At 72.9% G+C, this 25847-nt stretch carries 20 protein-coding genes; 10 read left to right on the top strand and 10 right to left on the bottom strand.

All coding sequences use genetic code 11. The features are described 5' to 3' along the window. Positions 1-83: 83 nt before the first annotated feature. Together ACZ573_RS33330 and manB are read left to right on the top strand one after the other, a co-directional pair. Positions 84-728 carry a hypothetical protein gene (locus tag ACZ573_RS33330; RefSeq protein WP_471311662.1) on the top strand — a complete coding sequence of 215 codons (645 nt, stop codon included), beginning with the start codon at positions 84-86 and terminating at the stop codon, positions 726-728. Between the two features lie 152 nt (positions 729-880). Beyond that, complete coding sequence (gene manB, locus ACZ573_RS33325) at positions 881-1963, top strand: mannose-1-phosphate guanylyltransferase (RefSeq protein WP_471311659.1); 1083 nt, start codon at positions 881-883, stop codon at positions 1961-1963. A gap of 64 nt (positions 1964-2027) precedes the next feature. Here manB and ACZ573_RS33320 read toward each other — a convergent pair whose 3' ends face one another. Further along, a complete protein-coding gene (locus tag ACZ573_RS33320) occupies positions 2028-3332 on the bottom strand; it encodes an LCP family protein (protein WP_471311656.1) in 1305 nt (434 codons plus the stop codon). Positions 3333-3437: 105 nt separating this feature from the next. On the opposite strand from ACZ573_RS33320, the gene ACZ573_RS33315 reads away from it, so the two are divergent. Continuing rightward, positions 3438-3974, top strand: a complete 537-nt coding sequence (locus ACZ573_RS33315; RefSeq protein WP_301370575.1) for an acyl-CoA thioesterase — start codon at positions 3438-3440, stop codon at positions 3972-3974. 16 nt (positions 3975-3990) lie between these two features. Here ACZ573_RS33315 and ACZ573_RS33310 read toward each other — a convergent pair whose 3' ends face one another. Next, the gene (locus ACZ573_RS33310; RefSeq protein WP_471311652.1) at positions 3991-5493 is read right to left on the bottom strand and encodes an LCP family protein; all 1503 of its coding nucleotides are present in this window, start codon (positions 5491-5493) and stop codon (positions 3991-3993) included. A gap of 168 nt (positions 5494-5661) precedes the next feature. Here ACZ573_RS33310 and ACZ573_RS33305 point away from each other — a divergent pair, with 168 nt between their 5' ends. Continuing rightward, a complete protein-coding gene (locus tag ACZ573_RS33305) occupies positions 5662-6687 on the top strand; it encodes a glycosyltransferase family 2 protein (RefSeq protein ID WP_471311649.1) in 1026 nt (341 codons plus the stop codon). A gap of 73 nt (positions 6688-6760) precedes the next feature. On the opposite strand, the gene ACZ573_RS33300 is transcribed toward ACZ573_RS33305, so the two are convergent. From ACZ573_RS33300 to ACZ573_RS33285, 4 genes are all read right to left on the bottom strand, one after another. After that, the gene (locus ACZ573_RS33300; protein WP_471311647.1) at positions 6761-8461 is read right to left on the bottom strand and encodes an LCP family protein; all 1701 of its coding nucleotides are present in this window, start codon (positions 8459-8461) and stop codon (positions 6761-6763) included. A gap of 74 nt (positions 8462-8535) precedes the next feature. Continuing rightward, positions 8536-10266: an LCP family protein gene (locus tag ACZ573_RS33295; RefSeq protein ID WP_471311644.1), complete on the bottom strand. Its 1731-nt coding sequence runs from the start codon at positions 10264-10266 to the stop codon at positions 8536-8538. 221 nt (positions 10267-10487) lie between these two features. After that, complete coding sequence (locus tag ACZ573_RS33290; protein WP_471311640.1) at positions 10488-11714, bottom strand: LCP family protein; 1227 nt, start codon at positions 11712-11714, stop codon at positions 10488-10490. A 187-nt stretch (positions 11715-11901) separates the two neighbouring features. Further along, the gene (locus ACZ573_RS33285) at positions 11902-12651 is read right to left on the bottom strand and encodes a TIGR03089 family protein (RefSeq protein ID WP_471311637.1); all 750 of its coding nucleotides are present in this window, start codon (positions 12649-12651) and stop codon (positions 11902-11904) included. 139 nt (positions 12652-12790) lie between these two features. Here ACZ573_RS33285 and ACZ573_RS33280 point away from each other — a divergent pair, with 139 nt between their 5' ends. Together ACZ573_RS33280 and ACZ573_RS33275 are read left to right on the top strand one after the other, a co-directional pair. Further along, positions 12791-14179, top strand: a complete 1389-nt coding sequence (locus ACZ573_RS33280; RefSeq protein ID WP_471311634.1) for a peptidoglycan recognition protein family protein — start codon at positions 12791-12793, stop codon at positions 14177-14179. A gap of 133 nt (positions 14180-14312) precedes the next feature. After that, a complete protein-coding gene (locus ACZ573_RS33275) occupies positions 14313-15311 on the top strand; it encodes a DNA-3-methyladenine glycosylase family protein (RefSeq protein WP_471311631.1) in 999 nt (332 codons plus the stop codon). Between the two features lie 91 nt (positions 15312-15402). Here ACZ573_RS33275 and ACZ573_RS33270 read toward each other — a convergent pair whose 3' ends face one another. The 3 genes from ACZ573_RS33270 to ACZ573_RS33260 form a co-directional block, all read right to left on the bottom strand. Then, positions 15403-16701 (bottom strand): coenzyme F420-0:L-glutamate ligase, encoded by a 1299-nt coding sequence (locus ACZ573_RS33270; RefSeq protein ID WP_471311628.1) that lies wholly within the window; start codon positions 16699-16701, stop codon positions 15403-15405. Further along, positions 16698-17657: a 2-phospho-L-lactate transferase gene (gene cofD / locus ACZ573_RS33265; RefSeq protein WP_471311626.1), complete on the bottom strand. Its 960-nt coding sequence runs from the start codon at positions 17655-17657 to the stop codon at positions 16698-16700. The genes ACZ573_RS33270 and cofD overlap by 4 nt, the downstream gene beginning before the upstream one ends. Before the next feature lie 143 nt (positions 17658-17800). Further along, a complete protein-coding gene (locus ACZ573_RS33260; protein WP_471311624.1) occupies positions 17801-18349 on the bottom strand; it encodes a cysteine dioxygenase in 549 nt (182 codons plus the stop codon). A 629-nt stretch (positions 18350-18978) separates the two neighbouring features. Between ACZ573_RS33260 and ACZ573_RS33255 the strand changes: the two genes are divergently transcribed. The 3 genes from ACZ573_RS33255 to ACZ573_RS33245 all read left to right on the top strand — a co-directional run bounded on the left by ACZ573_RS33255 (position 18979) and on the right by ACZ573_RS33245 (position 24672). After that, positions 18979-19242, top strand: a complete 264-nt coding sequence (locus tag ACZ573_RS33255; protein WP_003983763.1) for a WhiB family transcriptional regulator — start codon at positions 18979-18981, stop codon at positions 19240-19242. 298 nt (positions 19243-19540) lie between these two features. Beyond that, entirely contained in the window at positions 19541-23194 is a 3654-nt protein-coding gene (locus ACZ573_RS33250) for a glycosyltransferase family 2 protein (RefSeq protein WP_471311621.1), read from the top strand. Next, positions 23191-24672, top strand: coding sequence for a DUF5719 family protein (locus tag ACZ573_RS33245; protein ID WP_471311618.1), 1482 nt, complete (start codon positions 23191-23193; stop codon positions 24670-24672). Before ACZ573_RS33250 ends, ACZ573_RS33245 begins: the two co-directional genes overlap by 4 nt. Positions 24673-24717: 45 nt before the next feature. Here ACZ573_RS33245 and ACZ573_RS33240 read toward each other — a convergent pair whose 3' ends face one another. Next, complete coding sequence (locus ACZ573_RS33240) at positions 24718-25197, bottom strand: metallopeptidase family protein (protein WP_471311616.1); 480 nt, start codon at positions 25195-25197, stop codon at positions 24718-24720. Between the two features lie 90 nt (positions 25198-25287). On the opposite strand from ACZ573_RS33240, the gene ACZ573_RS33235 reads away from it, so the two are divergent. Then, on the top strand, positions 25288-25662 hold the full coding sequence (locus ACZ573_RS33235) for a DUF3499 domain-containing protein (protein WP_266595834.1): 375 nt from the start codon (positions 25288-25290) through the stop codon (positions 25660-25662). Positions 25663-25847: the final 185 nt, after the last annotated feature.

The raw sequence follows: 25847 nt of genomic DNA, 5'->3' as shown, positions 1-25847 counted from the left end.
AGCCGGGGGACGTTCGCGCATGGGGCGGCGGGCTAGGCTGTGCGGCTGTCAGCCGTAGGCGCGCAGGTGGGGCGGAAGCAAGCATGTTCACGGAACGCCAGATATCGGCGATGCTCGGCCAGATCGCCCGCCAGGACGTCGTCGAGATCGGCCCGGAGCAGGCCGCCGGCCGGGTGGCCGCTCTGGCCCACGTCGCGGAGCAGTACGGATACGCGTACGACCGGGCGCACCGGACGGGGCACAACGACATGCAGATCCTGGTGCGGATGTACCGGGACCCGCACCCCGACGCGCGAGCCCGCGAAGCGGCGACCATCGCCGCCCATCCGCAGGCCGGCAACGGCGGGACGGTGCCGGGCCTGCGGCCGGGGACGGTCAAGCCGCTCCCCGAAGCGCAGGAGGCCGTGGCGCGGCTGAAGGACCGGATCATGCTCGACGTCCTGGCCCAGGCCGCGGACAAGCGGCAGAAGACGATCGCCTGGGGATCCGTCGCAGTCCTGGTCCTCATGCTGCTCGTCCTCGGAATGCCGGTCGCCGCGCTGGCCGGCGGGGCCGCGCTCGCGGCCTTCCTGGCAGGCGCCTTCAAGACGGGCGCGGTCCGCCGACAGCGGATCGCCCAGCGGCTGACGGACGCCGGGTTCGTCCCGGTAAGGGACGAGACCGGCAGGCAGCGCTTCCTGGAACCGGGCCGGCAACTGCCCGGCCACGTCAACCCGTTCGCCTCCTGACAGGGCGAACAACACCGTCATTTCGTGACACATCGAGTGCGCGGACCCACGGGTGCGCGCGCCGGTGGACACATCCGGCTCCGGCCTTGGGACGCCCCCCGGATGGGCTAAATTTGGACCTTCGTACGCCGGAATCGGTTGGGGAGAACGCAATGACGGAAGCGATCCTGCTGGTCGGCGGACAAGGGACGCGCCTGCGCCCCGTGACGGTGAACACGCCCAAGCCGATGGTGCCCACGGCCGGTGTCCCGTTCCTCGCCCACCAGATAGCCAGGGCCGCCGCCGCCGGTGTCACGCACATCGTGATGGCCACCTGCTACCTCGCCGAGGTCTTCGAGCCCTACTTCGGCGACGGATCCGAATTCGGCCTCAGCCTCGAATACGTCGTCGAGGACGAGCCCCTCGGGACCGGCGGCGCCATCCGCAACGCCGGGGCGCGCCTGACCGGCGGCCCGGACTCCTCCGTCCTCGTCTTCAACGGCGACATCCTCACCGGCCTGGACATCGCCGGGCTGGTCGAGTCCCACAAGGCGGCCGACGCCGACGTCTCCCTGCACCTGGTCCGGGTCGAGGACCCGCGCGCCTTCGGCCTGGTCCCCACCGACTCCGAGGGGCGGGTGCTGGCCTTCACCGAGAAGCCGCAGACCCCCGAGGAGATCATCACCGACCAGATCAACGCCGGCTGCTACGTCTTCCGCCGCAGCGTGATCGACTCCATCCCGGCCGGCCGCCCGGTCTCCGTCGAGCGCGAGACCTTCCCCGGCCTGCTCGCCACCGGGGCCACGCTGCACGGCGTCACCGAGAACACCTACTGGATGGACCTCGGCAAGCCCGAGTCGATCATCCAGGCCTCCGCCGACCTCGTACGCGGCGTGGTCTCCTCCCCGGCCGTCCCCGGACGCCGCGGCGAGTCCCTGGTCCTGCCGGGCGCCGAGGTGGCGGCCGGGGCCAAGCTGTCCGGGGGTACCGTCGTGGGCGCGGGCGCCCGGATCGAGGCCGGAGCGGTCGTCCAGGGCTCCATCGTCCTCGACGGCGCCGTCATCGGCCCGGACGCCCAGGTGAACGCCAGCCTGATCGGCGCCCGCGCCTCGGTCGGCGCGCGGACCGTCCTCGACGCCGCCGTCATCGGCGACGGCGCGTCCGTGGGGGCCGACAACGAACTGCGCGGCGGCGCCCGCGTGTGGTGCGAGGCGCAGCTGCCCGCCGCCGCCATCCGCTTCTCCCCGGACGCCTGACCGGACGTCCGGTCCCGGACCGGGGAGGGGAGTACGGCCGGCCGGCCGCACTCCCTCACCGCCGTCAGTTGCCGCGGACGGTGACCTTCTCGTCGTTCTGGATCTGCTTCACCAGCTGCTGCACCTTCGCCTTGTCCCAGACGAGGTTGCCGCCGCGCTGGCCGGAGATCGGCATGTTCATCGACACCCCGTCACCGCCGTTGACGCCCTTCATCGCGAAGAACATCTGGCCCATGTCGTACAGGCCCATGTCCTTGTCCACGATGAGGGTGTCCAGGCCCGCGCCCAGCATCGGGTAGAGCGCGAACGGGTTGAGGATCGTCGACGGCGTCGCGGCCTGGCTCGCCAGCGCCGACAGGAACTTCTGCTGGTTCTTCGTCCGCTGCAGGTCGGACTCGGCGAAGGCGTACCGGGTCCGTACGAAGGCCAGGGACTGCTCGCCGTTCAGGGTCTGCTTGCCGGCCTTGAAGTCGGCGCCCGACTTCTCGTCCTTGAAGCCCTCCTCGATGTTCAGCTCCACACCACCCAGCGCGTCCACGATGTTCGCGAAGCCGGCGAAGCCGATCTCCGCGTAGTGGTCGATGCGCAGGCCCGTGTTGTGCTCCACCGTCCGCACCAGCAGCTCGGGGCCGTCCTCCGCGTACGCGGCGTTGAGCTTGACCCGGCGCCCCTGGGCGGGGAACGTCTTGCCGGACTGCGAGCCCACGAAGGACGGGATCTCCACGTCCGAGTCGCGGGGCAGCGAGATCATGGTGTTCCCGCTGGAGCACTTCGCCAGGATCATCATCGAGTCGGTCCGCTTGCCCTCGGCCGAGCCGGTGTGCAGCTTCTTCTTCTCCTCGGCGGTCATCCCCTCGCGGCTGTCGGAGCCCACGATCAGGTACGTCGTGCAGTCGCCCTCCTTCGGGCGCTCGATGACCTTGGAGAGGTCCACCTCGCGGCGCACCTTGGAGTCGGCCCAGAAATAGGTGGCGACCGAGGTCACCAGCAGCGCGGAGACCAGCACGATCGAGCCGACCTTGATCCGCTTGCGCCAGTCCGGGGCGGGGCCGGGCGCCCGCCCGGGGCGGCCGGGTCCGGACGGCCCGCCGGGGCCTCCCGGTCCGCCGGGGCCGCCGCCCTGCGGCGCCCCGTAGACCTGGCCGGTGTTGTAGCCGCTGTCGTAACCGCCGTAGGTGTCGTGGCTGCCCGCCTGCTGCGGGGGCACGCCGTACGCCGGCGGCGGGCCCGCCGGGCGCTGCGGGGGCCGCGGAGGCTGCTGCGGCTGCGGCTGCCGCTGGATGTGCCGCATCCGCTGCACACCCTCGGGCTGCGGCTGCGCGCTGCCGCGCCCGTACGCGTCGTCACGACCTTCTGGCCAGTCATTCATGCGCCAAGAATGCCTGCCCGGGTGCCTGCTCCGACAGCCCGGTCCGTATTCCGTACCGCTGCTGTTGCAGAGCTGATGCCTCCCTGACCCAACTAAGGTGTGCGTATGACACAGATACCGGGCGAGCTGCCCGGGAAGCCCACCGCAGCCTCCCGGACGACCCTCAGCCACATCATGACCGCCAACGACACCAACCTCCTCGGAACGGTGCACGGCGGCGTGATCATGAAGCTGGTGGACGACGCGGCGGGCGCCGTGGCCGGCCGCCACTCCGGCGGCCCGGCGGTCACCGCCTCCATGGACGAGATGGCCTTCCTCGCGCCCGTGCGCGTGGGCGACCTCGTCCACGTGAAGGCCCAGTGCAACTGGACCGGCCGCTCCTCCATGGAGATCGGCGTACGCGTCCTCGCGGAGCGGTGGAACGAGTCCACCCCCGCCACCCAGGTCGGCACCGCCTACCTCGTCTTCGCCGCGGTCGACGCCGACGGCAAGCCCCGCGAGGTCCCGCCCGTCCTCCCGGAGACCGAACAGGACGAGCGGCGCTACCAGGAGGCCCAGATCCGCCGCACCCACCGGCTCGCCCGCCGCCAGGCGATCATGGCGCTGCGCGAGGAGCGGTCGGCCCAGGGCTTCGACGACTGACCCTGACGCTCCCGACCTAGTCCCCGCAGACCACCTGGTCGCCGGTGACCACCCCGAAGGTGCCCTGGTACGGGTCCTCGGCGCGCACCGGCACCACCTTGCGGTAGTCCGCGCCCGCGACCACCAGCACCGTCCGGCCCTGGCCCGCCACCGCCCGCAGCTCGCTCCCCGGCAGCGCGGTCGCCACCGACCGGGCGGAGCGGTCCCAGCGGGGGTCGTACGTGATCACCGTGCGCTTGACCTCGCGGCTGGCGCCGTTGCCCGGGGCCTGGGTGGTGTCGAAGCCGGTGGCGCGCAGCGCGGCGTCGACCCGCCCGCCCAGGCCGTCGATCCGGGTGCCGTTCTCCACCTGGACCCGGACCTGGCGCGGGGCCACGTCCACGGGCACCGCCGCGGGCGGGCCACCGCCGGCCTTCCCGGGCCGGGCGGGGGCCAGCGGCCGGTCCTCGCGCAACGCCTCGAACAGCCTGGCCGCCTTCGGCTCGTCCCACTTCACGGTGGACCCGATGCCCTTGACGGGGAAGGAGGGGCTGCCGATGGGCACCGAGGCGAACTCCGAGGAGGACGGGGTGAAGTCCCGCATCGCCTGCCCGAGGGCCAGCATCTGCTCCGAGCCGAAGTCCTTGTCGGCCCGCACGGAGCCGAGGAGGGTGGAGCTGACCTCCTTGAACTTCACCGGGTTCAGCAGCACCCCGCCCCCGGTCGCCTGCTTGATCAGGGCGGCGATGAACCGCTGCTGGCGCTGCATCCGGCCGAGGTCGGAGGCCCCGTCGACGTGGCGCGAGCGCACGTACTGCAGGGCCTGTCCGCCGCTGAGGCGGTGGCTGCCCGGCAGCAGGTCGAGACCGGTGTTGCGGTCCCGCATGGTCTTGGCCGTGCAGATCTCCACGCCGCCCATCGCGTCGACCGTCTTCATGAAGCTGGTGAAGTCGACCTCCAGGTAGTGGTCGATCTTCACCCGGGTCATGTTCTCGACGGTCCGCACGGTCAGGCTGGGCCCGCCCTCCGCGTACGCCGCGTTCAGCCGTACGGGATGGGCCTGGTGCGCCTTGCCGGTGACGAGGTCCCGGTGCGCGGGCACCTCGGCGTAGCTGTCGCGGGGCAGGCTGATCACACTGGCCCGCTCCTTGTCGGCCGACAGGTGCACCAGCATGATCGTGTCCGTGCAGTGGCAGGGCGCGCCGCCCAGGCGGTACTCGCGCTTCTCCTCCGGGGAGATCTTCTCGCGCCCGTCGGTGCCCACCAGCAGGAAGTTGAGGCCGTGTCCGGCCTGCGGGCGGTTCTTCATGTCCTTGAACGGGTCCACCCGCTCGATCCCGGTGTCCAGGCCGGTCATCACGGCGTGCCCGACGGCTCCGGAGCCCAGCACCGCCACCGACAGGCCGGCCGCGATCCGTACGCCCCACCGGGGCCGCCCGTCCCGGTGCCGGGCAGGGCCGCCTCCGCCCCGTCGGGCGCGCTGCGGCCGTGGCGGCCCTTCGGGACGGGCGGGACGGTGCGGCTGGGGCACGGTGGACACCTCCGCGGGGGCAGCAGGGAGACCGGTCGGGGCTGGCCGGCCGGATCAGCTGATTCGGCAGAACAGTAGGCCCATACGATCAGCTGCTGTCCTTACCGGTCGCTCGGCGCGCACCCGGTTCCCCCGTACGCGGTAACGTGACACCGATACCCGACCTTGAAGGACCACATGCCCGCCCAGCAGCCCGCAGTCTCGGTGATCATGCCGGTGCTCGACGAGGAGCACTACCTCCGCGATTCCGTCCGCCACATCCTGGAACAGGAGTACGCGGGCGAGATGGAGGTGGTGATCGCACTCGGGCCGTCCACGGACCGCACCGACGAGATCGCCGCCGAACTCGTCGCCGAGGATCCCCGAGTCCACACCGTCCCGAATCCCACCGGCCGGACCCCGGCGGCGCTCAACGCCGCCATCAAGGCCTCGCGTCACCCGATCGTGGTACGCGTCGACGGCCACGGCATGCTGTCGCCGAACTACATCGCCACGGCCGTCCGCCTCCTGGAGGAGACCGGCGCCCAGAACGTCGGCGGCATCATGCACGCCGAGGGCCAGAACGCCTGGGAAGAGGCCGTCGCCGCCGCGATGACCTCGAAGATCGGTGTCGGCAACGCTCCGTTCCACACCGGCGGCCAGGCGGGACCGGCCGAAACCGTCTACCTCGGCGTCTTCCGCCGCGAGGCGCTGGAACAGCAGGGCGGCTACAACGAGGAGTTCATCCGCGCCCAGGACTGGGAGCTGAACTTCCGCATCCGCGAAGCCGGCGGTCTGATCTGGTTCTCGCCGGAGCTGATGGTCCAGTACCGCCCGCGCCGCTCCGTCAGGGCGCTGGCCAAGCAGTACAAGGACTACGGGCGCTGGCGGCACGTGGTGGCCCGCTACCACTCGGGCTCCATCAACCTGCGCTACCTGGCCCCGCCGACCCTCGTCTGCGCGATCGCCGCGAGCGTGGTCGTGGGCGTGACCGTCTCCCCCCTGGGCTTCCTCCTCCCGGCCGGCTATCTCGCGGCGATCACCGCGGGCTCCGTACCGGCGGGCAAGGGACTCGGGATCAAGGCCCGGGCACAGATCCCCGTGGCCCTGGCGACCATGCACCTGAGCTGGGGCTTCGGCTTCCTGACCAGCCCGAAGGCGCTGGCGGACAAGGTCATCGCGAGCCGCCGTCCGGCCGTGCACCGGGACTCCTCGCAGGTCTGAGACGTACGAAGGGGCCCGGCCCGGAGGCTGCGTACCGTCGCAGCCGCCGTGCCGGGCCCCTTGCGTGTGCGTGCTACCAGGTGAAGCCGGGCTGGACCGCCATGCAGGCGCCCTCGTTGTCGCCGTTGAGCGCGTGGGCCGAGGTCGGGGCCACGGTCGGGGCGGGCGGCGGCGGGGTCGGCGCGGCGCCGGTCCGCCAGTCCTTGCCGACGAACAGGGTGATCCCGGACACCTCCTCGGACTTCTGCACCGAGGTGGCGGGCAGACCCAGGGCGGTGGCCACGGCGCCCGCGTCGGCCGCCTGGGCGTCCGTGGCGTAACGGACGACCGTGGTGTCCTCGGCGCCGGTCTGGGTGTCGGCGGCGGCCTTGGTGAAGCCCTTGCCGGTCAGCTCCGCGGCCACGTCGTTCGCCCGGTTCTTGACCCGGGTCTGGGCGCCGTCCTTGCCGCCCGTGGCGTTGCGGACGCTGACCACGATCTTCGCGGGTGCCGCGGCCGGAGCCGTGCTCGGGGCCGTGCTCGGAGCCGTGGCCGGGGTGCCGGGTGTGCCCGGGGCCGCGGAGGCGCCCGGCGAGGGGGACGCGCCGCCCTCCGGGGTCCCGGAGCCCTTGCCGTCGAGCGCGATGTCCTCGCGGATCATCCGGAACACGGCCTCGGCCTCGTTCGCCATGGGCTCGACCCGGCCGTCCATGCCGGGCCTGGTGCTGTACACCCACGGCATGGTGGTCATGGTGATGCGGCCCGGGGGCACCTTCTTGAGCTCCATGCTCAGGTCGTACAGCTTGTCGATCTTGTTCAGGCCGTTGTCCACGACCATGGCCTCGATCGCCGCCTGCGCCAGGCTGTTGAGCTTCACCGGGTTGGTGAGCTTGGCGTTCTTGCGGAACTCGCGGGCCATCGACGTCATGTACTGGTGCTGGGCGTGGGTGCGGCCGATGTCCGTGCCGTCCTCGAAGCCGTAGCGGGTGCGCAGCCACTGCAGGGCCTGCTCGCCCTGGATGACGCTGGTGCCCTTCGGCAGCTTCAGGCCGGAGCCCTTGCCCTCACGGGTGCGGGAGTGGATGTTCTCCTCGACGCAGACCGGGACGCCGCCGATGGCGTCCGCCATCGAGACCACACCCTTGAAGTCGATCATCATGAAGTGATCGATGGGGATCTTGGTCAGCTCCTGCCAGGTGGCGACCGTGCAGCCCGGACCGCCGCGCTGCAGGGACTCGTTGGTCTGCACGAGGCCCTTGCTGGCGGGGTGCACCTTGCCGCCCGGCTCGGTGCACTTGGGCATCATCAGGATCGTGTCGCGCGGCATCGAGACCACCGACATGTTGCTGCGGTCCGCGGACAGGTGCAGCAGCATCTGCACGTCCGCCAGCGGCGGGCCGCCGAAGGTGTCCGTGGCCCCACCGAGGGACTGGTTGGCCTCGTCGTCGCGCGCGTCGGACCCGATCAGCAGGATGTTCAGCGGGGTCTGCCCGAAGGCGTTGGGCTTGGAACCGCCCAGCTTGGTCTCACCGAGGTTCAGCTCGTCCGTGTGGATGCTGCCGTTCAGATGGCGGTAGTACAGGTATCCGGCGGCCGCCGTCCCGAGTATCAGAAAGGACAGTACGGAGGCCGTCCAGCGCAGCACGCGCCGCCGGCCCTGTCTGCGGGTAGGTCCGCCGCCCGCCCCGCGAGCCGCACCGGAACCGCCCCGCTGTGGGGGCACCGTGCCGGACGCGCCCGCCCCGCCGCCGGATATCTCCCCGGCGGCCTGGGCGTTCGCCCCCTCTCCTCGCACGCTGCTGCGCCTCACACGTCCCCCTCAAGATCCTTCTTGGTCAACGGAGTGCCGGTGTCACCGGCAGATTCCTGCTACTTGGCGCAGACGGCCTTGTCGGCCTGCGCCTGCTGCACGTCCTCGGGCAGCTGCTGGGGCACCGGGGCCGCCAGCGGGGCGCCCGGCTTGTCGAAGTCCGGACCCAGCGTCAGCTTCATCGGGGTCTTCGCCGGGGCGTCCGCCGTCCCCACCTTCAGCGCGGTCGCGGGCAGGCCCATGATGTCCGCCAACGCCCGGGCCTGGTCGGCCTGGTTGGGGGCGTACTCCAGCTGCGTGGCGCCGACCTTCGCGGGCGCGTTGCCGACGTTGCTGGACTTGGTCACGCCCTTGCTGTTCTGCAGCCAGTTCAGCGTGGTGGAGGCGGCACCCTTGGGGCCGCCGCCGTTGTAGACGCTCACCCGTACGTCCGCCGCGGCCGCGCGGTTGCCCTGGAGCAGCGCGTCCTGCTTGGCCTTCGTGTCCGCGTCGGCCGCCTCCTTGGCGGCCTGTTCCTTCTTCTCGACCTCCGTGAGCGAGACGTCCCCCCGGATCATCTGCAGCAGCGGATCGGCCAAGGCGTGATCGACGACGACGGTCGCCTTCTTGCCCTCCGGTTCGGCCGGGTTGTCGAGCACCGGGAGGGTGGTGAAGGTGATGTTCTTCGTGTCGATGCCCTTCAACTCGCCGGCCAGATCGGTGAGTTTGCCGATGGACCCGATCCCCGAGTCCACACCCAGCGACTTGGTGGCGGCCTCCGCGAGGGAGAGGAACTTCTTGGGGCTGGTCAGCGTCTCCTTCGACTTCATCTCGCGCATCATCGAACCCAGGAACTGCTGCTGGATCCTGATCCGGTCGAGGTCGCTGTTGTTGCCGAAGCCGTGCCGGGTGCGGACGAAGGCGAGGGCCTGTTCGCCCTCCAGGCGGTGTTCGCCGGCGTCCAGCTTGAGGTGCGAACCCTCCTCGTCGTTGACGGGCTTGGCCAGGCACACCGGCACTCCGCCGACCGCCGTGCTCAGCGTCTTGACGGCGTTGAAGTCGGCCATCATGAAGTGGTCGACCTCGATGCCGGTGAGTTCCTTGACCGTGCGCATGGTGCAGCCCGCGTCGCGGCCCTCCTGGCCCAGGCTGGTGTTGAAGCGGGTGCCCTTGGAGGGTGCGATCGTCTTCGTCGACCCGTCCGGCTGTTTCGTCGGGCAGGCCGGGATGTTGGTGATCAGGTCGCGGGGGATGGACAGCGCGGTCGCGTTGGTCCGGTCCTTCGAGACGTGGAACAGGATCGTGGTGTCGGCGTGGCCGACGCTGTCCTTGTCCCCGTAGTCCTCGTTGCCCGCGCCGGTGCGCTTGTCGGTTCCGATGACCAGGATGTTGATCGGCTGGTCCTTCTTGAAACCGCCGGTGCCCGCGCCCGCCACGTCGGTGACGCTGAGGTTGCCGTTCAGGTGGTTGTAGTAGAGGTACGCCGCCACGGAACCGCCGACCAGCAGGAACGCCAGCGTGCCCCCGGTGATGACCAGCGCCTTCTTACGGCCTCCGCCGCCGAGCTTGCGGGAGCGTCCGCCGCGCCGGCCGCCGGGCGGCGGGTCGCCGCGCCGCGGTTTCGGCACGCCGGGGGCGGGGGCGGTAGGGGTCGAAGGGGCAGACGGCGATCTGCGGGGTGCGCTGACCTTGGGCCGCGCTTGCGCTGCGGAGTCGGCCAGTCGCAGTTCGTAGTTGCCGGTGCGGGGATTGAGTACCCACTGGTCTGCGGGGTCGATCTCGTCCGCCCGCCCACGGCTTTGCGCATCCACGGTTGCTCGAATCCTCCGTCGGTGCCTCGCGACGCGCCTCCCCCAGGCGCACGGTCAACGATCCGGCTGCTGGTGCCCGCCTCTGGTCCGGCCGGGCACCGGATCGCTCACCCTATCCGCCCTGTTCGGCGGCAAACCATGCTGGTGACAAATTCCACTCCCCTTATAGCGGGGTGAATCGCCCATCTCGCCCAATTCGGGCACCGGCTTTTGGGATTGCTTTACCGGCAGTCGGCGTTACCTGCGGTGGTTCCGGTGAAAGTGGGGACGGGTACCTGAGGTGTGACGGTTCCCTCGTCGGTGGAGTCCGTGTCCGGAACGGCCTCCGTACCCGCCTCCCGGCCCTCGGCCGCAGCCGCGCTCGGCGTGGGCTCCGGCGGGGCGACCGTGACCGGCTTGTCCGTCCTCAGCTGCTGGAACAGCCGCTCCGCGGCGGGCTCGACCAGCTCGTCCCGGTTAGGGTCGGGCGCGTACGGCTTGCGAGGCACCGTCAGGAACTTGACCTGATCGGTCGGGATGTCCCGCATGCCCCGTACGAGTTCGTACAGGCCGCGCAGCGAGGCCAGCCCCGGGTCCGTGGTCACCGAGGAGGTCGCCGCGTCCAGCAGCGGGTACAGCCGCGCCGGATTCAGCAGCACCCCGTTGCTCTGCACCTTCTTGACGAGCGAACCGAGGAACTGCTGCTGCCGCTCCATCCGTTCGGTGTCGCTGCCGTTGCCCAGGCTGTGGCGGGCGCGGACGTAGCCCAGTGCCTGCTCGCCCCGCAGGGTCTGGCGCCCGGCGGCGAGCCGCACCTTCGCCTCGGCGTCGTTCACCGGCTCCTTGAGGCAGACCTCCACCCCGCCGATGGCGTTGACCATCTTCTTGAACCCGCCGAAGTCGATCACCATGTGGTGGTCGACGCGGATCCCGGTCAGCTTCTCCACCGTACGGATCGTGCAGGCGGCCCCGCCCCACTGGAACGCCCAGTTGAACTGCGCGAACCGCTCGGCGGTGCGGCTCCCGTCCACCTGCCGGCAGGAGGGGATGTCCGTCATCAGGTCCCGGGGTATCGACACCGCGGTCGCGCTCCTGCGGTCCTGCGGCAGGTGCAGCAAGATCGTGGTGTCCGAGCGCTGGGTGCCCCCGTCCTGACCGTACTTGGCGTTGTCCTTGCCGGAGCGCGAGTCCGAGCCGATCAGCAGGATGTTCTCGGCCCCGGTGGTCAGGTGCGCCGGGCGCTCGCGATCGTAGCGCCGCAGCTCGGCCGCGGCCGAGGTGTCCTCGGTGATGTTCCCGTCGAGCTTGTTGTAGAGCCACCAGCCGGTGGCCGTGCCCGCCAGGACCAGGAAGGCCGCCCCGAGGCCGATCCAGCGCAGCAGCCGGCGCCGGCGCCCGCGGGTGCGCGGGGGCCGCCCCGCGCCCCCGGACACGCCGGTGCCGCCCGGTATGCCTGCGCTGTCCGTCACTGGCGTCCGTCCCCTCGCCGCTACGACTGCGGGCCGTCGGCCGTACGGGGGTGAGCACGGCCACTGCCGATGCTGCCCCCAGGACGCCGGAGCAGCCCGGGGGCGGGGGCCTGTCTAGGGCCGTGCGGGTGACAAATCGCCCGTACCTGCCTTTCACCAGTGTGAGTGAAAGGCCTCCGGGCGGCGATCAGACGGTGTGGGTGACGCGCTCGCTCTCGCTGCGCTGGGCCAGCCCGTCCGCCGGGAGCCGGTCCAGGTTCCGGCACAGCACCACGGACCCGCCCGCGGCCAGCGCGGCGTAGAGCCCGGCCGAGAGCCCGCCCCAGGTGTCGTAGCCGAGCCCGGTCAGCACCCGCGAGCCCTCGCCGAGGCCGAGCTTCGCCGCGTCCTCCCGGGCGCGGGCCACCAGCGCCGTGTGCGTGAGCTCCTCGCCCCCGACGACCAGCGCCGGGCCCTCGGGATCCACCGGCACGAAGGGCGCGAAGCGGTCGCCCTGCCCGGGGACCTCCACCGCGTAGTCCGCGAACCCGGCCGGCGGCTGCGGGAACCGTCCGCCCAGCGGCCGCAGCGCGAGCGCCACCCGCTCACCGCCGCACGCCAGGGCCCGCTCCAGGGTGTCCGGCCCGCTGACGACGAGATCCGCGTCCGCCGGATCCCCGCCGACCTCGGCGACGACCCCGACGGAGGCGCAGGCGAGCAGCCACACCGCGCTCTGCCAGTGCGCCGGGAGCATCAGAGCGAGCCGGTCCCCGGGCTCGGCCCCCAGGTCGCCCTGGAGCAGATTGGCGGTCTTGGCCACCCAATTGGCGAAGGTCGCGACGGACAATTCGACGCGCTCGCCGGTGGCGTCGTCGTAGAAGGTGACGAGCGGGCGGCCCGGATCGGCGGCGAGCGCGGATCGCAGCAGGTCGGCAGGGGTGCGGTCAGTGGCGTTCACCCGGCACAGCGTACGCGGGCCCGTCCCCCGTACGGGGGCCGTCGGCTCCTCCGTACGGGGGAGGGGTACGCCCGGCGGGCCGGACGGAGCGTCAGCTCTCGGATGGCGCCCGGCGATCCGCGTGCTCACCATCCTTTTCATGCGTGGATTCCTTGCTTCCTCGATCGGCGTCGCGACGGCCGCCGTACTGGCCCTGCCCCTCGCGCTCCCCACCCCCGCCCTGGCCGAGACCGCCCCCGTAACCCCCGCCGGCTCCACCCAGTCACTGCCGCTCGTCCCGCTGGGACCCTCGGCGACGCGGGCGCCCGGAGTCCCCGGAATGAGCGCCTCCCCCGGCCGCCCCGAGACGCAGGGCCTGACCGCACAAGAGGTCAAGACGTTCTCGCTGGTCGGCGTGGTCTGGGACGACGCAGCCACCGAACTGCACGGCCGGGTCCAGGTGCGGACCCGCTCCACCCGGACCGCCACCTGGTCGGACTGGCAGGACGTCGAGACCCACAACGGCGAGCACGCCGCCGACCCCGACGCGGCGGAACGCGGCGCCCGCCGGATCCGCGGCGCCACCGCCCCGCTGTGGGTGGGCGAGTCCGACGCCGTGGAGGTCCGTGTCCAGGCCGAATCCGGTGCCCCGGCCACCCGCGCCCCCTCCCGCCTGCCCACGGGCATGCGGATCGAGCTCGTCGACCCGGGCGCGGAGACCCCCGCCGCGGGCTCCGACGGCAAGAACACCGGCCCCGACGGCGACGGCAAGGGCGAGGTGGCGGTGCCCGCCATGACGATGGAGACGGCGGAGTCCTCCGCCGCGAACGTCCCGCACGCCTCGCTCGGCGCGAACGAGATCACCGCACTCGACAAGGCCGACTCCACCGCCGACGCGATCTTCGCGAGCGACGGCGAGCTGACCGCCGCGGCCGCCCCGTACATCGGTCCGCGCCCGCGGATCGTCACCCGCAAGGGCTGGGGCGCGGACGAGAGCCTGCGCGAGTCGGGCTTCGTCTACACGAGCACGGTCAAGGCGGCCTTCGTCCACCACACCGCCTCCGGCAACAACTACGCCTGCAAGGACGCCCCCGCGGTCCTGCGCAGCCTGTACCGCTACCACGTGATCAGCAGCGGCTGGCGGGACTTCGGCTACAACTTCGCCGTCGACAAGTGCGGCACGGTCTACGAGGGCCGCGCGGGCGGCGTCTCCAAGGCGGTCCTCGGCGCGCACACGATGGGCTTCAACACCAACAGCATGGGCGTCGCGGTGCTGGGCACCTTCACCTCCGCGGCCCCGCCCGCGGTGGCGGTCGACGCGGTCGCCCGCCTCACGGCCTGGAAGCTCGGCCTCTTCGGCCGGGACCCGCGCGTGAAGACCACCCTGACGTCGGGCGGCGGCAACCGCTACCCCAAGGGCAAGAAAGTGTCGATGAACGTCATCTCGGGCCACCGCGACGGCTTCGCCACCCAGTGCCCGGGCACGAAGCTCTACGGCAAGCTGGGCGCCACCCGCAAGGCCTCGGCCAAACTCCAGGGCCGCCCTTAGCCTCCGGCGGACCGCAGGCTGGATGCGCGGCCCCGTCCCCAGGCCCGATCCTTCAGCCCCGCCGGCGACTGAGGCGCGGGGTCCGGGGCGGAGCCCCGGAGGAGACGGGGCCGGGCAGGGCTACGCTCGGGGCATGGCCGGCCGCTTCGATCCCCTCACCCGCGCCGCGGTCCGCGGCGGCCGCACCGGCGTCCCCACGGGCCCGGGCAGCACCGCCGGCTCCGGCGCCGAGGAACGCCGCTGGACACCCGACGGCCCGGTCGACCTCGGGCTCGTCCTCGGCCCGCTCCGCCGCGGCCCCGCCGACCCCACCTTCCGCACCACCCCCGACGGCTCTGTCTGGCGCACCGGCCGCACCCCGCAGGGCCCCGCCACCCTCCGCGTGTCCCGCGCGGGCGAGCAGGTGCACGCAGAGGCCTGGGGCCCCGGCGCAGGCTGGTTCCTCGAACAGCTGCCCGCGCTCCTCGGCGCGGGCGACGATCCGGCCGCCTTCGTACCCCGCCACCGCCTCGTGCACGCCAGCCACCGCCGCCGTCCCGGCCTGCGCCTGATCCGGACCGGCCTGGTCCTCGAATCCCTGATCCCCACGGTCCTGGAGCAGAAGGTCACCGCCGACGAGGCCTACCGCTCCTGGCGCCGCCTGGTCCGGCAGTACGGCGAGCCCGCCCCGGGCCCGGCCGGCCCGGACCTGTACGTCATGCCCGCGGCGCGCACCTGGGCCATGATCCCGTCCTGGGACTGGCACAAGGCCGGGGTCGACGCCAAGCGCTCCGCCACGATCGTGCGGGCTGCCCGCGTGGCGGACCGCCTGGAGGAGGCGGCCGCGATGGACCTGCCCGAGGCCGTGCGAAGGCTGGAGGCCGTGCCCGGCATCGGCCCGTGGACCTCCGCCGAAACCCTCCAGCGCAGCAACGGCCACCCCGACGCGATCACCACCGGCGACCTCCACCTGCCCGGCATCGTCGGCTACGCCCTCGCGGGCGACCGCGACGCCGACGACGCCGCCATGCTGGAGCTCCTCGCCCCGTACGCCGGCCAGCGCCACCGCGCGGCCCGCCTCATCCTCCTCGCGGGCCACACCCCGCCCCGCCGCGCGCCCCGCATGCCGCGCAGCGACATCGGCCGCCTCTAAGTCCTGTCGTCGGGCGCCCCGGCCCCGCCGGACCAGGGCCCGCCCGGCAGGGCAGGGGTGGCCCGCCGATCCGCCGGGCTCGCCGCAGGCGTCATCGCACTTCGATGAAGTCCGCCGCGGAGCGCCCCGGCCGGTCCGCCGGGGCCGCCGCCGGGTGTCCCACCGCCACCGTTCCCATCGGGTCCCAGCCCTGCGGCAGCTCCAGCACCTCCCGCACCACGTCCCGGCAGAACATCGTCGAGGACACCCACGCCGATCCCAGCCGCTCCCCGGCGAGCGCGACCAGCAGGTTCTGCACCCCCGCGCCCATCGCGACCACGAACATCTCCCGCTCCGCGGTGTCCCGCCGGGCGTGCCCGTAGTGGTGCGCGCCGTCCGTCACCAGACAGGGCACCACCAGGTACGGGGCGGCCCGCAGCACGTCCCCGCGCCGCACCCGCTTGGCCACGGACTCCTCGGACTTGCCGTCCGCCCGCAGGTCCGCGATCCACGCGTCCCGCATCGCGTCCAGCAGCCGGACCCGGGAGGCCTCGGACTCCAGCAGCACGAACCGCCACGGCGTCGTGTGGTGCGGAGCCGGGGCCGTCACGGCCGCCGCCACCGCCCGCCGCACCGCGCCCGGGTCCACCGGCTCGGCGGTGAAGGCCCGTACCGTACGGCGCTGCGTCACGGCTTCCCGTACCGCTTCCGAGGTGCCCAGCCGGAACATGTCGTCGGCCGGTGGGCGCACCAGGTCCCGGGCCGAGGAGCCCTCGCCCAGGACGTGGGCCAGCCCGCGTACGACGGCCACCGGCAGCCCGGCCGCCTTGCCCTTGACCAGGTCACCGGCGGCGGCCAGCTCGTCCGCGGTAGCCACCACCGTCGAGCTCAGCGGATTGCCGTGCGCGTCCGTGCCGCCGCGCAGGTCGTCCAGGACCCGCACACCGGCCGAGCCGATCGCCACGTCCGTCAGTCCGGTGCGCCACGGCCGCCCGAAGGTGTCCGTCACGACCACGCCCACGTCCACGGACAGGGTGTCGCGCACCCCGGCGCGGATCGCGGCGGCCGAGCCGTCCGGGTCCTCGGGCAGCAGCAGCACGGTGCCGTGGGCGGTGTTGGAGGCGTCCACGCCGGCCGCGGCCATCACCAGGCCCTGCCGGTTCTCCACGATCCGCAGCGGACCCCGGCGCGCGACGACCCGTACGGTCTCGGCGTCGATCGCGGCCTCGCGCGAGCCGGCCTCCACGATCCGGCCCTCGGCCTTGGAGACGATCTTCGAGGTGACCAGCAGGACGTCCCCGTCGCGCAGGTCGGGGGCGGCCGTCGTGATCAGCTTCGCCAGGTCGTCGCCCGGCCTGACCTCCGGGATCCCGTCGAGCGCCCGCACCTCGTAGGCGGGCACCTGCGTCACCGGGAGGCCTCCGCCAGCTCCAGCGCGGCGCGGGCCATCTCAGCCGTGGCCTTCACGTCGGTCATCATCAGCGGCACCGCGCGGCAGGTGATCCCGGCGGCCTCGACCTCCGCGACGGCGTCCGCGTCCGAGGTGTCCACGAGCCAGCCGTCCAGCAGCCCGGTCCCGTAGTGCAGGGCGACCGCGGCGGCGGTGGACTCGACGCCCACCGCGGCCAGCACCTTGTCGGCCATCCCGCGCACGGGCGCGCCCCCGACGATGGGGGAGAGCCCGACGACGGGCGCCGCGGCGGAGGCCACGGCGTCCCGGATGCCGGGGACGGCGAGGATCGTGCCGATCGAGACCACGGGGTTGGACGGCGGGAAGACGATCACGTCGGCGGCGGCGATGGCCTCCAGCACACCGGGGGCGGGCTTGGCCTGCTCGGCTCCCACGGGTACGACCGCCTCCGCGTCCACCGAGGCGCGCAGCCGGACCCAGTACTCCTGGAAGTGGATGACGCGGCGTTCCCCGGTGCCGGCCTCGGTGATCGCGACGTGGGTCTCGACCCGGTCGTCGGACATGGGCAGGAGCCGTACGCCGGGCTGCCAGCGGTCGCAGAGGGCCTCGGTGACGGCGCTCAGCGGGTAGCCCGCTCCGAGCATCTGCGTACGCACGATGTGAGTGGCGAAGTCGCGGTCGCCGAGGCCGAACCAGGTGGGCCCGACCCCGTACGCCGCGAGTTCCTCCTTGACGGTGAAGGACTCGTCGGAGCGGCCCCAGCCCTGGTCCTCGTTGATGCCACCGCCGAGGGTGTACATCACCGTGTCCAGGTCGGGGCAGACCTTGAGCCCGAAGAGGTGAATGTCGTCACCGGTGTTGCCGATGACCGTGATGTCCGCGTCGGGCACCGCCGACTTGAGTCCGGACAGGAACCGGGCGCCGCCTATACCGCCGGCCAGAACAACAATGCGCATGCAGACAGTCTGTCAGCCGGAGGCTGTCATTGAGGGGTGGTGGTCGGGCGACGGGCGGGACTGTCAGCCGGAGGCTGTCGTCGAGGGGTGGTGGTCGGGCGACGGGTGGGACTGTCAGTCGATCAGGGCCCGGCCGATCGAGGTCAGGCCGGTACGGACGCGGTCTCGGCCGGGGAGCAGCTGTGCATCGGCATCTCGGTCAGGCCGGGGAAGTAGACGTGCAGGCTGACCGCGCCGTCGAGGGTGTCGTTGACGACCTCGTGGGCGTAGCCGGGGGCGAAGACGCGCTGGGTGCCGGGGCGGTGGGTGTTGCGGCCGCGGGGGGTGTGCTCGGTGAGCTCGCCCTCCAGGACGGTCATGACGCCGGAGGAGGCGCCGTGGTCGTGGAGGCCGCTGCCCTGGCCGGGGACCCAGCTGAGCAGCCAGACCTCGTAACCGGGGCCGGTGCGCAGCCGGTGGTACCAGCGGGTGGTGGCGTCGTACTCGACGAGGTGCTCCCAGGAGGCGCGGTCCTCGGCGATGGAGCGGGCGAGCCCGGCGTACTCGGCGACGGTGGCCGGGTGTTCACGGGCGGGCTGGAGGAGGTGCTGGACGGCGAGGATGTCGCCGGCGATCTGGAGGTCGCTCTCGACCGTCGCGGGAGCGGCGGAGGTGGCGGAGGCGGTGGGGGTGGCGCTGTTCGTGCTGTTCATCGTGGGGGTACCTCGACGGATGTCAGTCGTGCTGGCGGTTGCTGCGGGGGCGGGCCGGAGCTCTGAGGAGCCGGGGCTCCGCGGGCATCAACAGCTGCAACAGCAACAGCGAACCTGGGCAGCGCACAGGAACCCACGAATGGGGGTCCGGGTGGTGGCTGCGGGCGCTGACATGCAAACAAGGAGAACGGCTCGGGGGCCTGACTGTCAACCCAATGTCCGGTTTGGGGTAAAAGTTTCACCTCATCCGGTTACTGCGCCCGGAGAAAGGTTTGTGCACTGCGCGGCAGGGGATGTGGCGCTGTGTCGGCGCTCAAACCTGATCCCGACTTCCGTGACCTGAATGTGATCTGCGCCGCTTCTCCGGCCGGACCGCAACCCCACCCGGAGGTGGCACGTGGAATACGGGTAAAGGCGGGCATCCTGTGGCGCCGGTGGCATGTGTCACGATTTTTGGCGATATGAACACTTTCTGCATAGGCTTGGTTCCGCAGAGTGAATAAGGGGCCCAATAGCAGATCTCGGCTTGACTGCCCCGGAGCCACGCACTTGTAATTTCACTCGTGTCGTTACGTAGCAATCAGTGACGACATCGTCACGGGGACGCACAGACAGAGCGAGGGGCGCACATGACCGAGCTGTTTCAGGAACTGCTGGTCGAGGAGGCGGACGAAGAGCTCGGGTGGCAGGAGCGCGCTCTGTGCGCCCAGACCGACCCCGAGTCCTTCTTTCCCGAGAAGGGCGGCTCCACCCGCGAGGCCAAGAAGGTCTGCCTCGCCTGCGAAGTCCGCTCCGAATGCCTTGAGTACGCCCTCGCCAACGACGAGCGATTCGGCATCTGGGGCGGTCTGTCCGAGCGGGAACGCCGCCGCCTGAAAAAGGCAGCGGTCTGAAACGGCCGACGCACCACCGGTCAGGCACCTACCGCACATCGCACGACATATCGAACGCACCACGGAACGCACCGCCGCACGCACCACGGAACGCACCACAGAGCACACTTCGCCCCATGACGGACAGTGCGCCGAACGGGACGACGAGCGCGACACACAGCACGGCACACGGTCCGCCTCCTGCACCTTCCCCGCAGGAGGCGGACCGCTGTCGTGGCAGCCGTTAGGGTGGGGCGCTGTCCAGCAGCCTCCGAGGGCACACCACCCCCGGACCCCCGGCCGGAGGGCCCGTACCGCGATGTCCCTGCACAGCCAGTCGACGGCCTCCTACCAGGCCCCAGCCACACCCGAGTTCCCCCGGCACGTCGTCACCGCGGTCCTCGTCGCCCATGACGGCGCCCGCTGGCTGCCCCGGACACTCGCCGGCCTCCTCGGCCAGGAACGCCCCGCGCAGAACCACATCGCCGCCGACACCGGCAGCGCCGACGACTCCGCGCGCCTGCTCACCGAAGCCCTCGGCGACGACCACGTCCTGCACCTCGCCCGCCGCACCGGCTTCGGCACCGCGGTCGACGAAGCCGCACGCTCCGCGGGCACCCTGACCCCCGAGGACCTCCCGTACCTCAAGCGCCCCAGCGGCTGGGACCCCGTCAGCCGCACCTGGCGCGACGACACGTACGACCTGCCCGACCTCCCCCACGGCGAACCCGTCCAGTGGCTCTGGCTCCTGCACGATGACAGCGCCCCCGAACCCGACGCCCTCACCGAACTGCTCCGCGTCGCCGAGGAGAACCCCGACGCCGCCGTCATCGGCCCCAAACTGCGCGGCTGGTACGACAAGAAGCAGCTCCTCGAAGCCGGCGTCACCATCGCCCGCAGCGGCCGCCGCTGGACCGGCCTCGACCGCCGGGAACAGGACCAGGGCCAGCACGACCAGGTCCGCCCCGTCCTGTCCGTCTCCACCGCCGGCATGCTGGTCCGCCGCGACGTCTACGACGAGCTCGGCGGCTTCGACCGGCGCCTTCCCCTCATGCGCGACGACGTCGACCTGTGCTGGCGCGCCCAGAGCGCCGGCCACGGCGTCCTCGTCGCCCCCGACGCCGTCCTGCGGCACGCCGAGGCCGCCGCCCGCGAACGCCGCACCGTCGACTGCGCCGGACGCACCACGGCCGGCCCGCACCGCGTCGACAAGGCCGGCGCCGTCTACACGATCCTCGCCAACAGCTCCGGCCGCGCCCTGCCGTACGTCCTGCTGCGCGTCCTGCTCGGCACCGTGCTGCGCACCCTCGCCTACCTCATCGGCAAGGCCCCCGGCCAGGCCGTCGACGAACTCACCGGCCTGCTCGCCACCCTGCTGCGCCCCGGCCGGCTCCTCGCCGCCCGCAAGGCCCGCCGCCGCCCCGCCGTCCCCGCCGCCGAACTGCGCCCGCTCTTCCCCCCGCCGGGAGCCTCCCTGCGGGCCAACGCGGAACAGCTCGCCGGCTACTTCGGCAGCGACCGCGACACCGCCGCCGCCCCCGCGGGCCGGCACGGCGGAGGCAGTGTCCTCGACGCCCCCGGCGAAGACGGCGACTACCTGGTGGAGACCGAGCGCTTCGCCCGCCTCAAGCGGCTCGCCCGCAACCCCGCGCCCCTCCTCCTCGCCCTCCTGGCCGTCGTCTCCCTCGCCGCCTGCCGCGCCCTGATCGGCGGCGGCTCCCTCATGGGCGGCGCCCTGCTGCCCGCCCCCGGCAGCGGCTCCGAACTCTGGGCCGCCTACACCGACGGCTGGCACGCCGTCGGCACCGGCTCCACCGCCTCCGCACCGCCCTACCTGGCCGTCCTCGGCACCCTCGCCACCCTTCTCTTCGGCTCCACCCAGGCCGCCCTGACCCTGCTGCTCGTCGGATCCGTCCCGCTCGCCGGCCTCACCGCCTACTTCGCCTCCCGGCCGCTCGTCGAATCCCGGCTGCTGCGCGCCTGGGCGGCCACCGCCTACGCCTTCCTCCCGGCCGTGACCGGAGCCCTGGCCGGCGGCCGCCTCGGCACCGCCGTCCTCGCCGTCGTGCTCCCCCTCCTCGCCCGCTCCGCCGTCGCCGCCTTCGACCTCGCCGACGGCGCGGAAGCCACCGACCGGCGGGGCGGCCGGCGCGCGGTGTGGACGTACACGCTGCTGCTCACCCTCACCACCGCCTTCACCCCCGTCGTATGGCCGCTGGCCGCCGTCCTCGGGACCGGCGCGCTGGTCCTGCGCCGCGCGCACTGGAAGGCGTACGGCCTGCGGCTGCTCGCCACCCTCGCCGTCCCGCTCGCCGTGCTCGCCCCCTGGTCACTGGGCCTGCTCACCCACCCCGGCCGCCTCCTGAACGAGGCCGGACTGCCCTACGGAGCCGGCTCCGCCGACGCCCTCGGCCTGCTCGCCATCAGCCCCGGCGGCCCCGGCACCGGCGCCGGACCGGTCTTCGCCGGCATCGTCCTCGCCGCCCTGGCCGCCCTGCTGCGCACCGACCGCGCCTTCGCCGTCCGCACCGCATGGGCCGCAGCCCTGGCCGGACTGCTCCTCGCCGTCGTCCTCAACCGCACCGCCTGGGCCGGACCCGCCACCCTCGTCCAGGGCCTCGCCCTGCTCACGGCCGCCGCGCTCGGCGCCGACGGAGCCAAGGAACGCGTCGCCGCCCGCAGCTTCGGCTGGCGCCAGCCGCTGGCCGCCCTCATCGCCCTGGCCGCCGCCGTGGGCCCCGTGGTCGCAGCCGCCACCTGGATGTTCGCCGGCGCCGACGGCCCGCTGCAGCGCCGCGACCCCGTACAGGTCCCGGCCTTCGTCGCGGACGCGGGCGGCGACGACAACCAGACCCGCACCCTGATCCTCGACCTGGACCCGCCCGCCACCGTCTCCTACAGCCTCGTCCGGGGCTCCGGCGGCCGCATCGGCGACGCGGAGGTCGCCGCCCGCACCGGCGGCGACGCCCGCCTCGACAAGGTCGTCTCCAACCTCGTCGCCGGCTCCGGCGCCGACCAGTCCAGCCAGCTCAGCGCCTTCGCCATCCGCTTCGTGATGTTCCGCCCCGGCGGCCCCGAGGAGATCCGCCGCGTCCTCGACGCCACCCCGGGCCTCAGCCGCCGCCACCAGCAGGACGGCACCGCCCTGTGGGGTGTCGAACCCTGGCTGCCGCGCGCGGTCATCGTCTCCGGCAAGCAGGGCGAGGCCCCGATCCCGGTCGCCGCCGGACCCGTCGAGGCCCACAGCAAGATCCCCGCCGGTGACGCGGGCCGCGTCCTGCGCCTCGCAGACCGGGCCGACGAAGGCTGGCAGGCCACCCTCGACGGCAAGCCCCTCAAGCCCAAGACCCTCGACGGCTGGGCCCAGGGCTTCGAACTGCCCGCCGACGGCGGCCGCCTCGACCTCGTCCACGAGGACTCCCTGCCGCAGACCGCCTGGTACTGGGTCCAGGGCCTCCTCGCCCTGGTCCTGCTGGTGATGGCCCTGCCCGGCCGCCGCGCGGAACTCGACGACGACCTGCCCGACGAGGAGACCGCGCTCCCGGACCGGACCGGCCCGGGCGAGGCCGGCGAGGGCCGCCGCGCCCGCCGGCTGCGCGCCGAGGCCGAACCGGCCCCCGTACCGGTGGAGACCGCGGCGGTCGCCGACCCGTACACGCAGATCCCGGCACAGCCGGTGTACGGCGACGACAGCTACGCGTACCAGGCCTACGGCGACCAGGGCGGCTACGCGTACGAGGCGCAGCAGCAGGCCCCGTACGAGCAGTACCCGCAGTACGACCAGCAGGGCGGCCAGGGCGGGCAGAACGGTCAGTCCTACCAGGACCCCTACCCGCAGCAGCCCCGGCACCAGCCGGTCCAGGACCCGGACCAGCAGCAGTACGCCTACCCGTACGAGCCGTACCAGCCGTACGACCCCCACCACCCCCACGCACCGCACGACCCGCGTCCGGACGGGAGCCCCCAGCAGTGAAGCAGCGCGCACCCCTGACGCTGGCGGCGGTGACCGCGGCCCTGGCCGCCCTCACCGGCGTCGCCGCCCTCACCGCCCCCGCCGCAGACGGGAAGGCGGCCGACGGCAAGGCGGCGGCCGCCCGGATGCCCGTGGAGCGGTCCCTGCTGGTGTGCCCGGGGCCCAGCTCCTCGGACATCGCCGAGACCACGTACACGGCCTTCACCCCCGGCGCGCCCGCCGGCGGGGGCAAGGGATCGGCCCGGCTGCTCGGCGCGACCAAGGACGCCAAGCCGGTGCTGGAACCCAAGGAGCCGGGCAAGCCCCTCGGGGCCACCGCCAGCGGCGCCGACGCACCCGCCCTCACCGGCAGCGCCGACGGGATCCTCGCCCCCGGCTGGACCGCGCAGCTGACCACCAAGGTCTCGGTCGGCCGGACCCGCGGCGTGCTCGGCGTCGGCTGCACCGCACCTGGAACCGACTTCTGGTTCCCCGCGGTGAGCACGGCCAAGGGACGCGAGGACTACGTCCACCTCACCAACCCCGACGACGCCGCGGCCATCGTCGACATCAAGCTCTTCGGCCCCGACGGTCCGGCCAAGCCCGACGCCGGCACCAGCGAGAGCATCCGGGTCGATCCCAAGTCGACCAAGACCGTCCTGCTGTCCACCCTGGTCCCGGGCGCCCAGCTTGCGGACGCCACCGCCCACGTGACCACCCGCGCGGGCCGGGTGGGCGCGTCCGTGCAGGTCGGCGAGGAGGCCGCGGGCGCCGACTGGCTGCCGGCCTCCGCCGACCCGGCTGGCTCGCTCGTCCTGCCGGGCATCCCGGCGGACGCCGCCTCCGTACGGCTGGTCGTCTTCGTACCGGGCGAGGAGGACGCGGACCTCAAGGTGCGCCTGGCCGCACCCGGCGGCTCGATCAGCCCCGCGGGCAACGAGCAGCTGCACGTCAAGGCCGGCATGACGGCGGCCGTCGACCTCAAGGACCTGACCCGCGGCGAGCCCGGCTCGCTCCTGCTGACCCCCTCCGACCCCAAGAAGTCCGCCCCGGTCGTCGCGGCGGTACGGGTGGTCCGCGGCAGCGGCGCCAAGCAGGAGATCGGCTTCCTTCCCGCCACCGGGCCGGTCGGAGCACGGGCGACCGTGGCCGACAACCGGCCCGAGGAGAACACCACCCTGCTCGCCCTGACGGCCCCGGCAGCCGACGCGAAGGTCAAGGTCACCGCCTCGCCGGGCACCGGCGGCGGCGAGGCGGCCTCCCAGGAGGTCACCGTGAAGGCGGGCACCACGCAGACGCTCTCCCTGGCCCCCGCGGGCGGCAAGGGCTCCTACGCCCTCACCGTCGAGACCCTCTCGGGCGGCCCGGTCCACGCGGCCCGCACCCTCTCCCTCCCGCACGAGGGCATCGCGATGTTCACCGTCCAGGGCTTCTCCGACGACCACTCCACGGTCTCGGTCCCCAAGGCCGCCCAGGACCTCTCCGTCCTGACCCGATGACGACCGGATGACGGAGCGCCCCCGGTACGCGGCAGCAGGACGGACTCAGTCCTGGCCGTACCGGGGGTCCACCGTCTCCGGCGAGAGCCCCAACAGCTCCGCCACCTGCTCCACCACGATCTCGTGGACCAGCATCGCCTTCTCGTCCCGCGTCTTCGTACGGATCTCCACCGGCCGCCGGAAGACCACGATCCGGGCGGGCCGCCCCTCGCGCGGCTCCGACACCGCGCCCAGCGGCACCGCCTCGTCGTTCCAGCCGCCGTCCGGACCGCCCGGCGGCCCGGGCACGTCACCGATCAGGAACTCCACCTCGGACAGCTGCGGCCAGCGCCGCTCCAGCCGCTCCACGGAATCCCGCACGAGGTCCCCGAACAGCTCCGACCGGCTCGCCGCCAGTGGTACCTGAGGAGGGGCCACCGGACCGCGCATCCCCCGCCCGTGCCGGTCCCGCCGACGCGGGCGCGGCTCGGCTCGGGTGCCCGCGGGGGGCTCGGCGGGGCAGGGAGGAAGAGGGGTGTCGGTCACCCCCGCAGGGTAGCTCCGAGCACGACACGGGGGAGTGAGCGGCGGTGGAGTCGTCGCGGCCCGGTCAAGAGTGCGGTACCGTCCAACGTCGTGAGCCTTGTACGTCGCTGTTCGCGCACCGCGTGCGGCCGCCCTGCCGTCGCGACACTGACGTACGTCTACGCCGATTCGACCGCAGTTCTCGGCCCGCTCGCCACCTACGCCGAACCCCACTGCTACGACCTGTGCGCCGAGCACTCGGAGCGCCTGACCGCCCCACGGGGCTGGGACGTCGTGCGCCTCTCCGACGGCTCCGGGCCGTCCCGCCCCAGCGGCGACGACCTCGAAGCCCTCGCCAACGCCGTCCGCGAAGCCGCCCGCCCGCCGGGTCGCACGGCCGAGGCCGGCGGACCCGGCCAGGGCGGCCCGTCCACCGGCGAGACCCGTCGTGGACACCTGCGCGTCCTGAGATCGCCCGATTCCTGACGCTCCGGTGGCCTGAAGAGCTGCTCCTGGTTCAGGGTAGGTTTGCTGAACCGCACAGGACCTTCAGGAGGGCAGGCAGTGGCCGCAGATCTTTCGAACATCGTCAAGGCGTATGACGTGCGTGGCGTCGTGCCGGACGAGTGGGACGAGTCCCTGGCCGGGTTGTTCGGTGCCGCGTTCGTGGA

The organism is Streptomyces sp. NPDC040545, assembly GCF_055595065.1.
This window is presented reverse-complemented; position numbering and strand designations above follow the sequence as displayed.

Coding starts and splice junctions, on each gene's coding strand:
- ACZ573_RS33330 (WP_471311662.1), top strand. CDS start 84: ATGTTCACGGAACGCCAGATATCGGCGATGCTCGGCCAGATCGCCCGC.
- manB (WP_471311659.1), top strand. CDS start 881: ATGACGGAAGCGATCCTGCTGGTCGGCGGACAAGGGACGCGCCTGCGC.
- ACZ573_RS33320 (WP_471311656.1), bottom strand. CDS start 3,332: ATGAATGACTGGCCAGAAGGTCGTGACGACGCGTACGGGCGCGGCAGC.
- ACZ573_RS33315 (WP_301370575.1), top strand. CDS start 3,438: ATGACACAGATACCGGGCGAGCTGCCCGGGAAGCCCACCGCAGCCTCC.
- ACZ573_RS33305 (WP_471311649.1), top strand. CDS start 5,662: ATGCCCGCCCAGCAGCCCGCAGTCTCGGTGATCATGCCGGTGCTCGAC.
- ACZ573_RS33280 (WP_471311634.1), top strand. CDS start 12,791: ATGCGTGGATTCCTTGCTTCCTCGATCGGCGTCGCGACGGCCGCCGTA.
- ACZ573_RS33275 (WP_471311631.1), top strand. CDS start 14,313: ATGGCCGGCCGCTTCGATCCCCTCACCCGCGCCGCGGTCCGCGGCGGC.
- cofD (WP_471311626.1), bottom strand. CDS start 17,657: ATGCGCATTGTTGTTCTGGCCGGCGGTATAGGCGGCGCCCGGTTCCTG.
- ACZ573_RS33260 (WP_471311624.1), bottom strand. CDS start 18,349: ATGAACAGCACGAACAGCGCCACCCCCACCGCCTCCGCCACCTCCGCC.
- ACZ573_RS33255 (WP_003983763.1), top strand. CDS start 18,979: ATGACCGAGCTGTTTCAGGAACTGCTGGTCGAGGAGGCGGACGAAGAG.
- ACZ573_RS33250 (WP_471311621.1), top strand. CDS start 19,541: ATGTCCCTGCACAGCCAGTCGACGGCCTCCTACCAGGCCCCAGCCACA.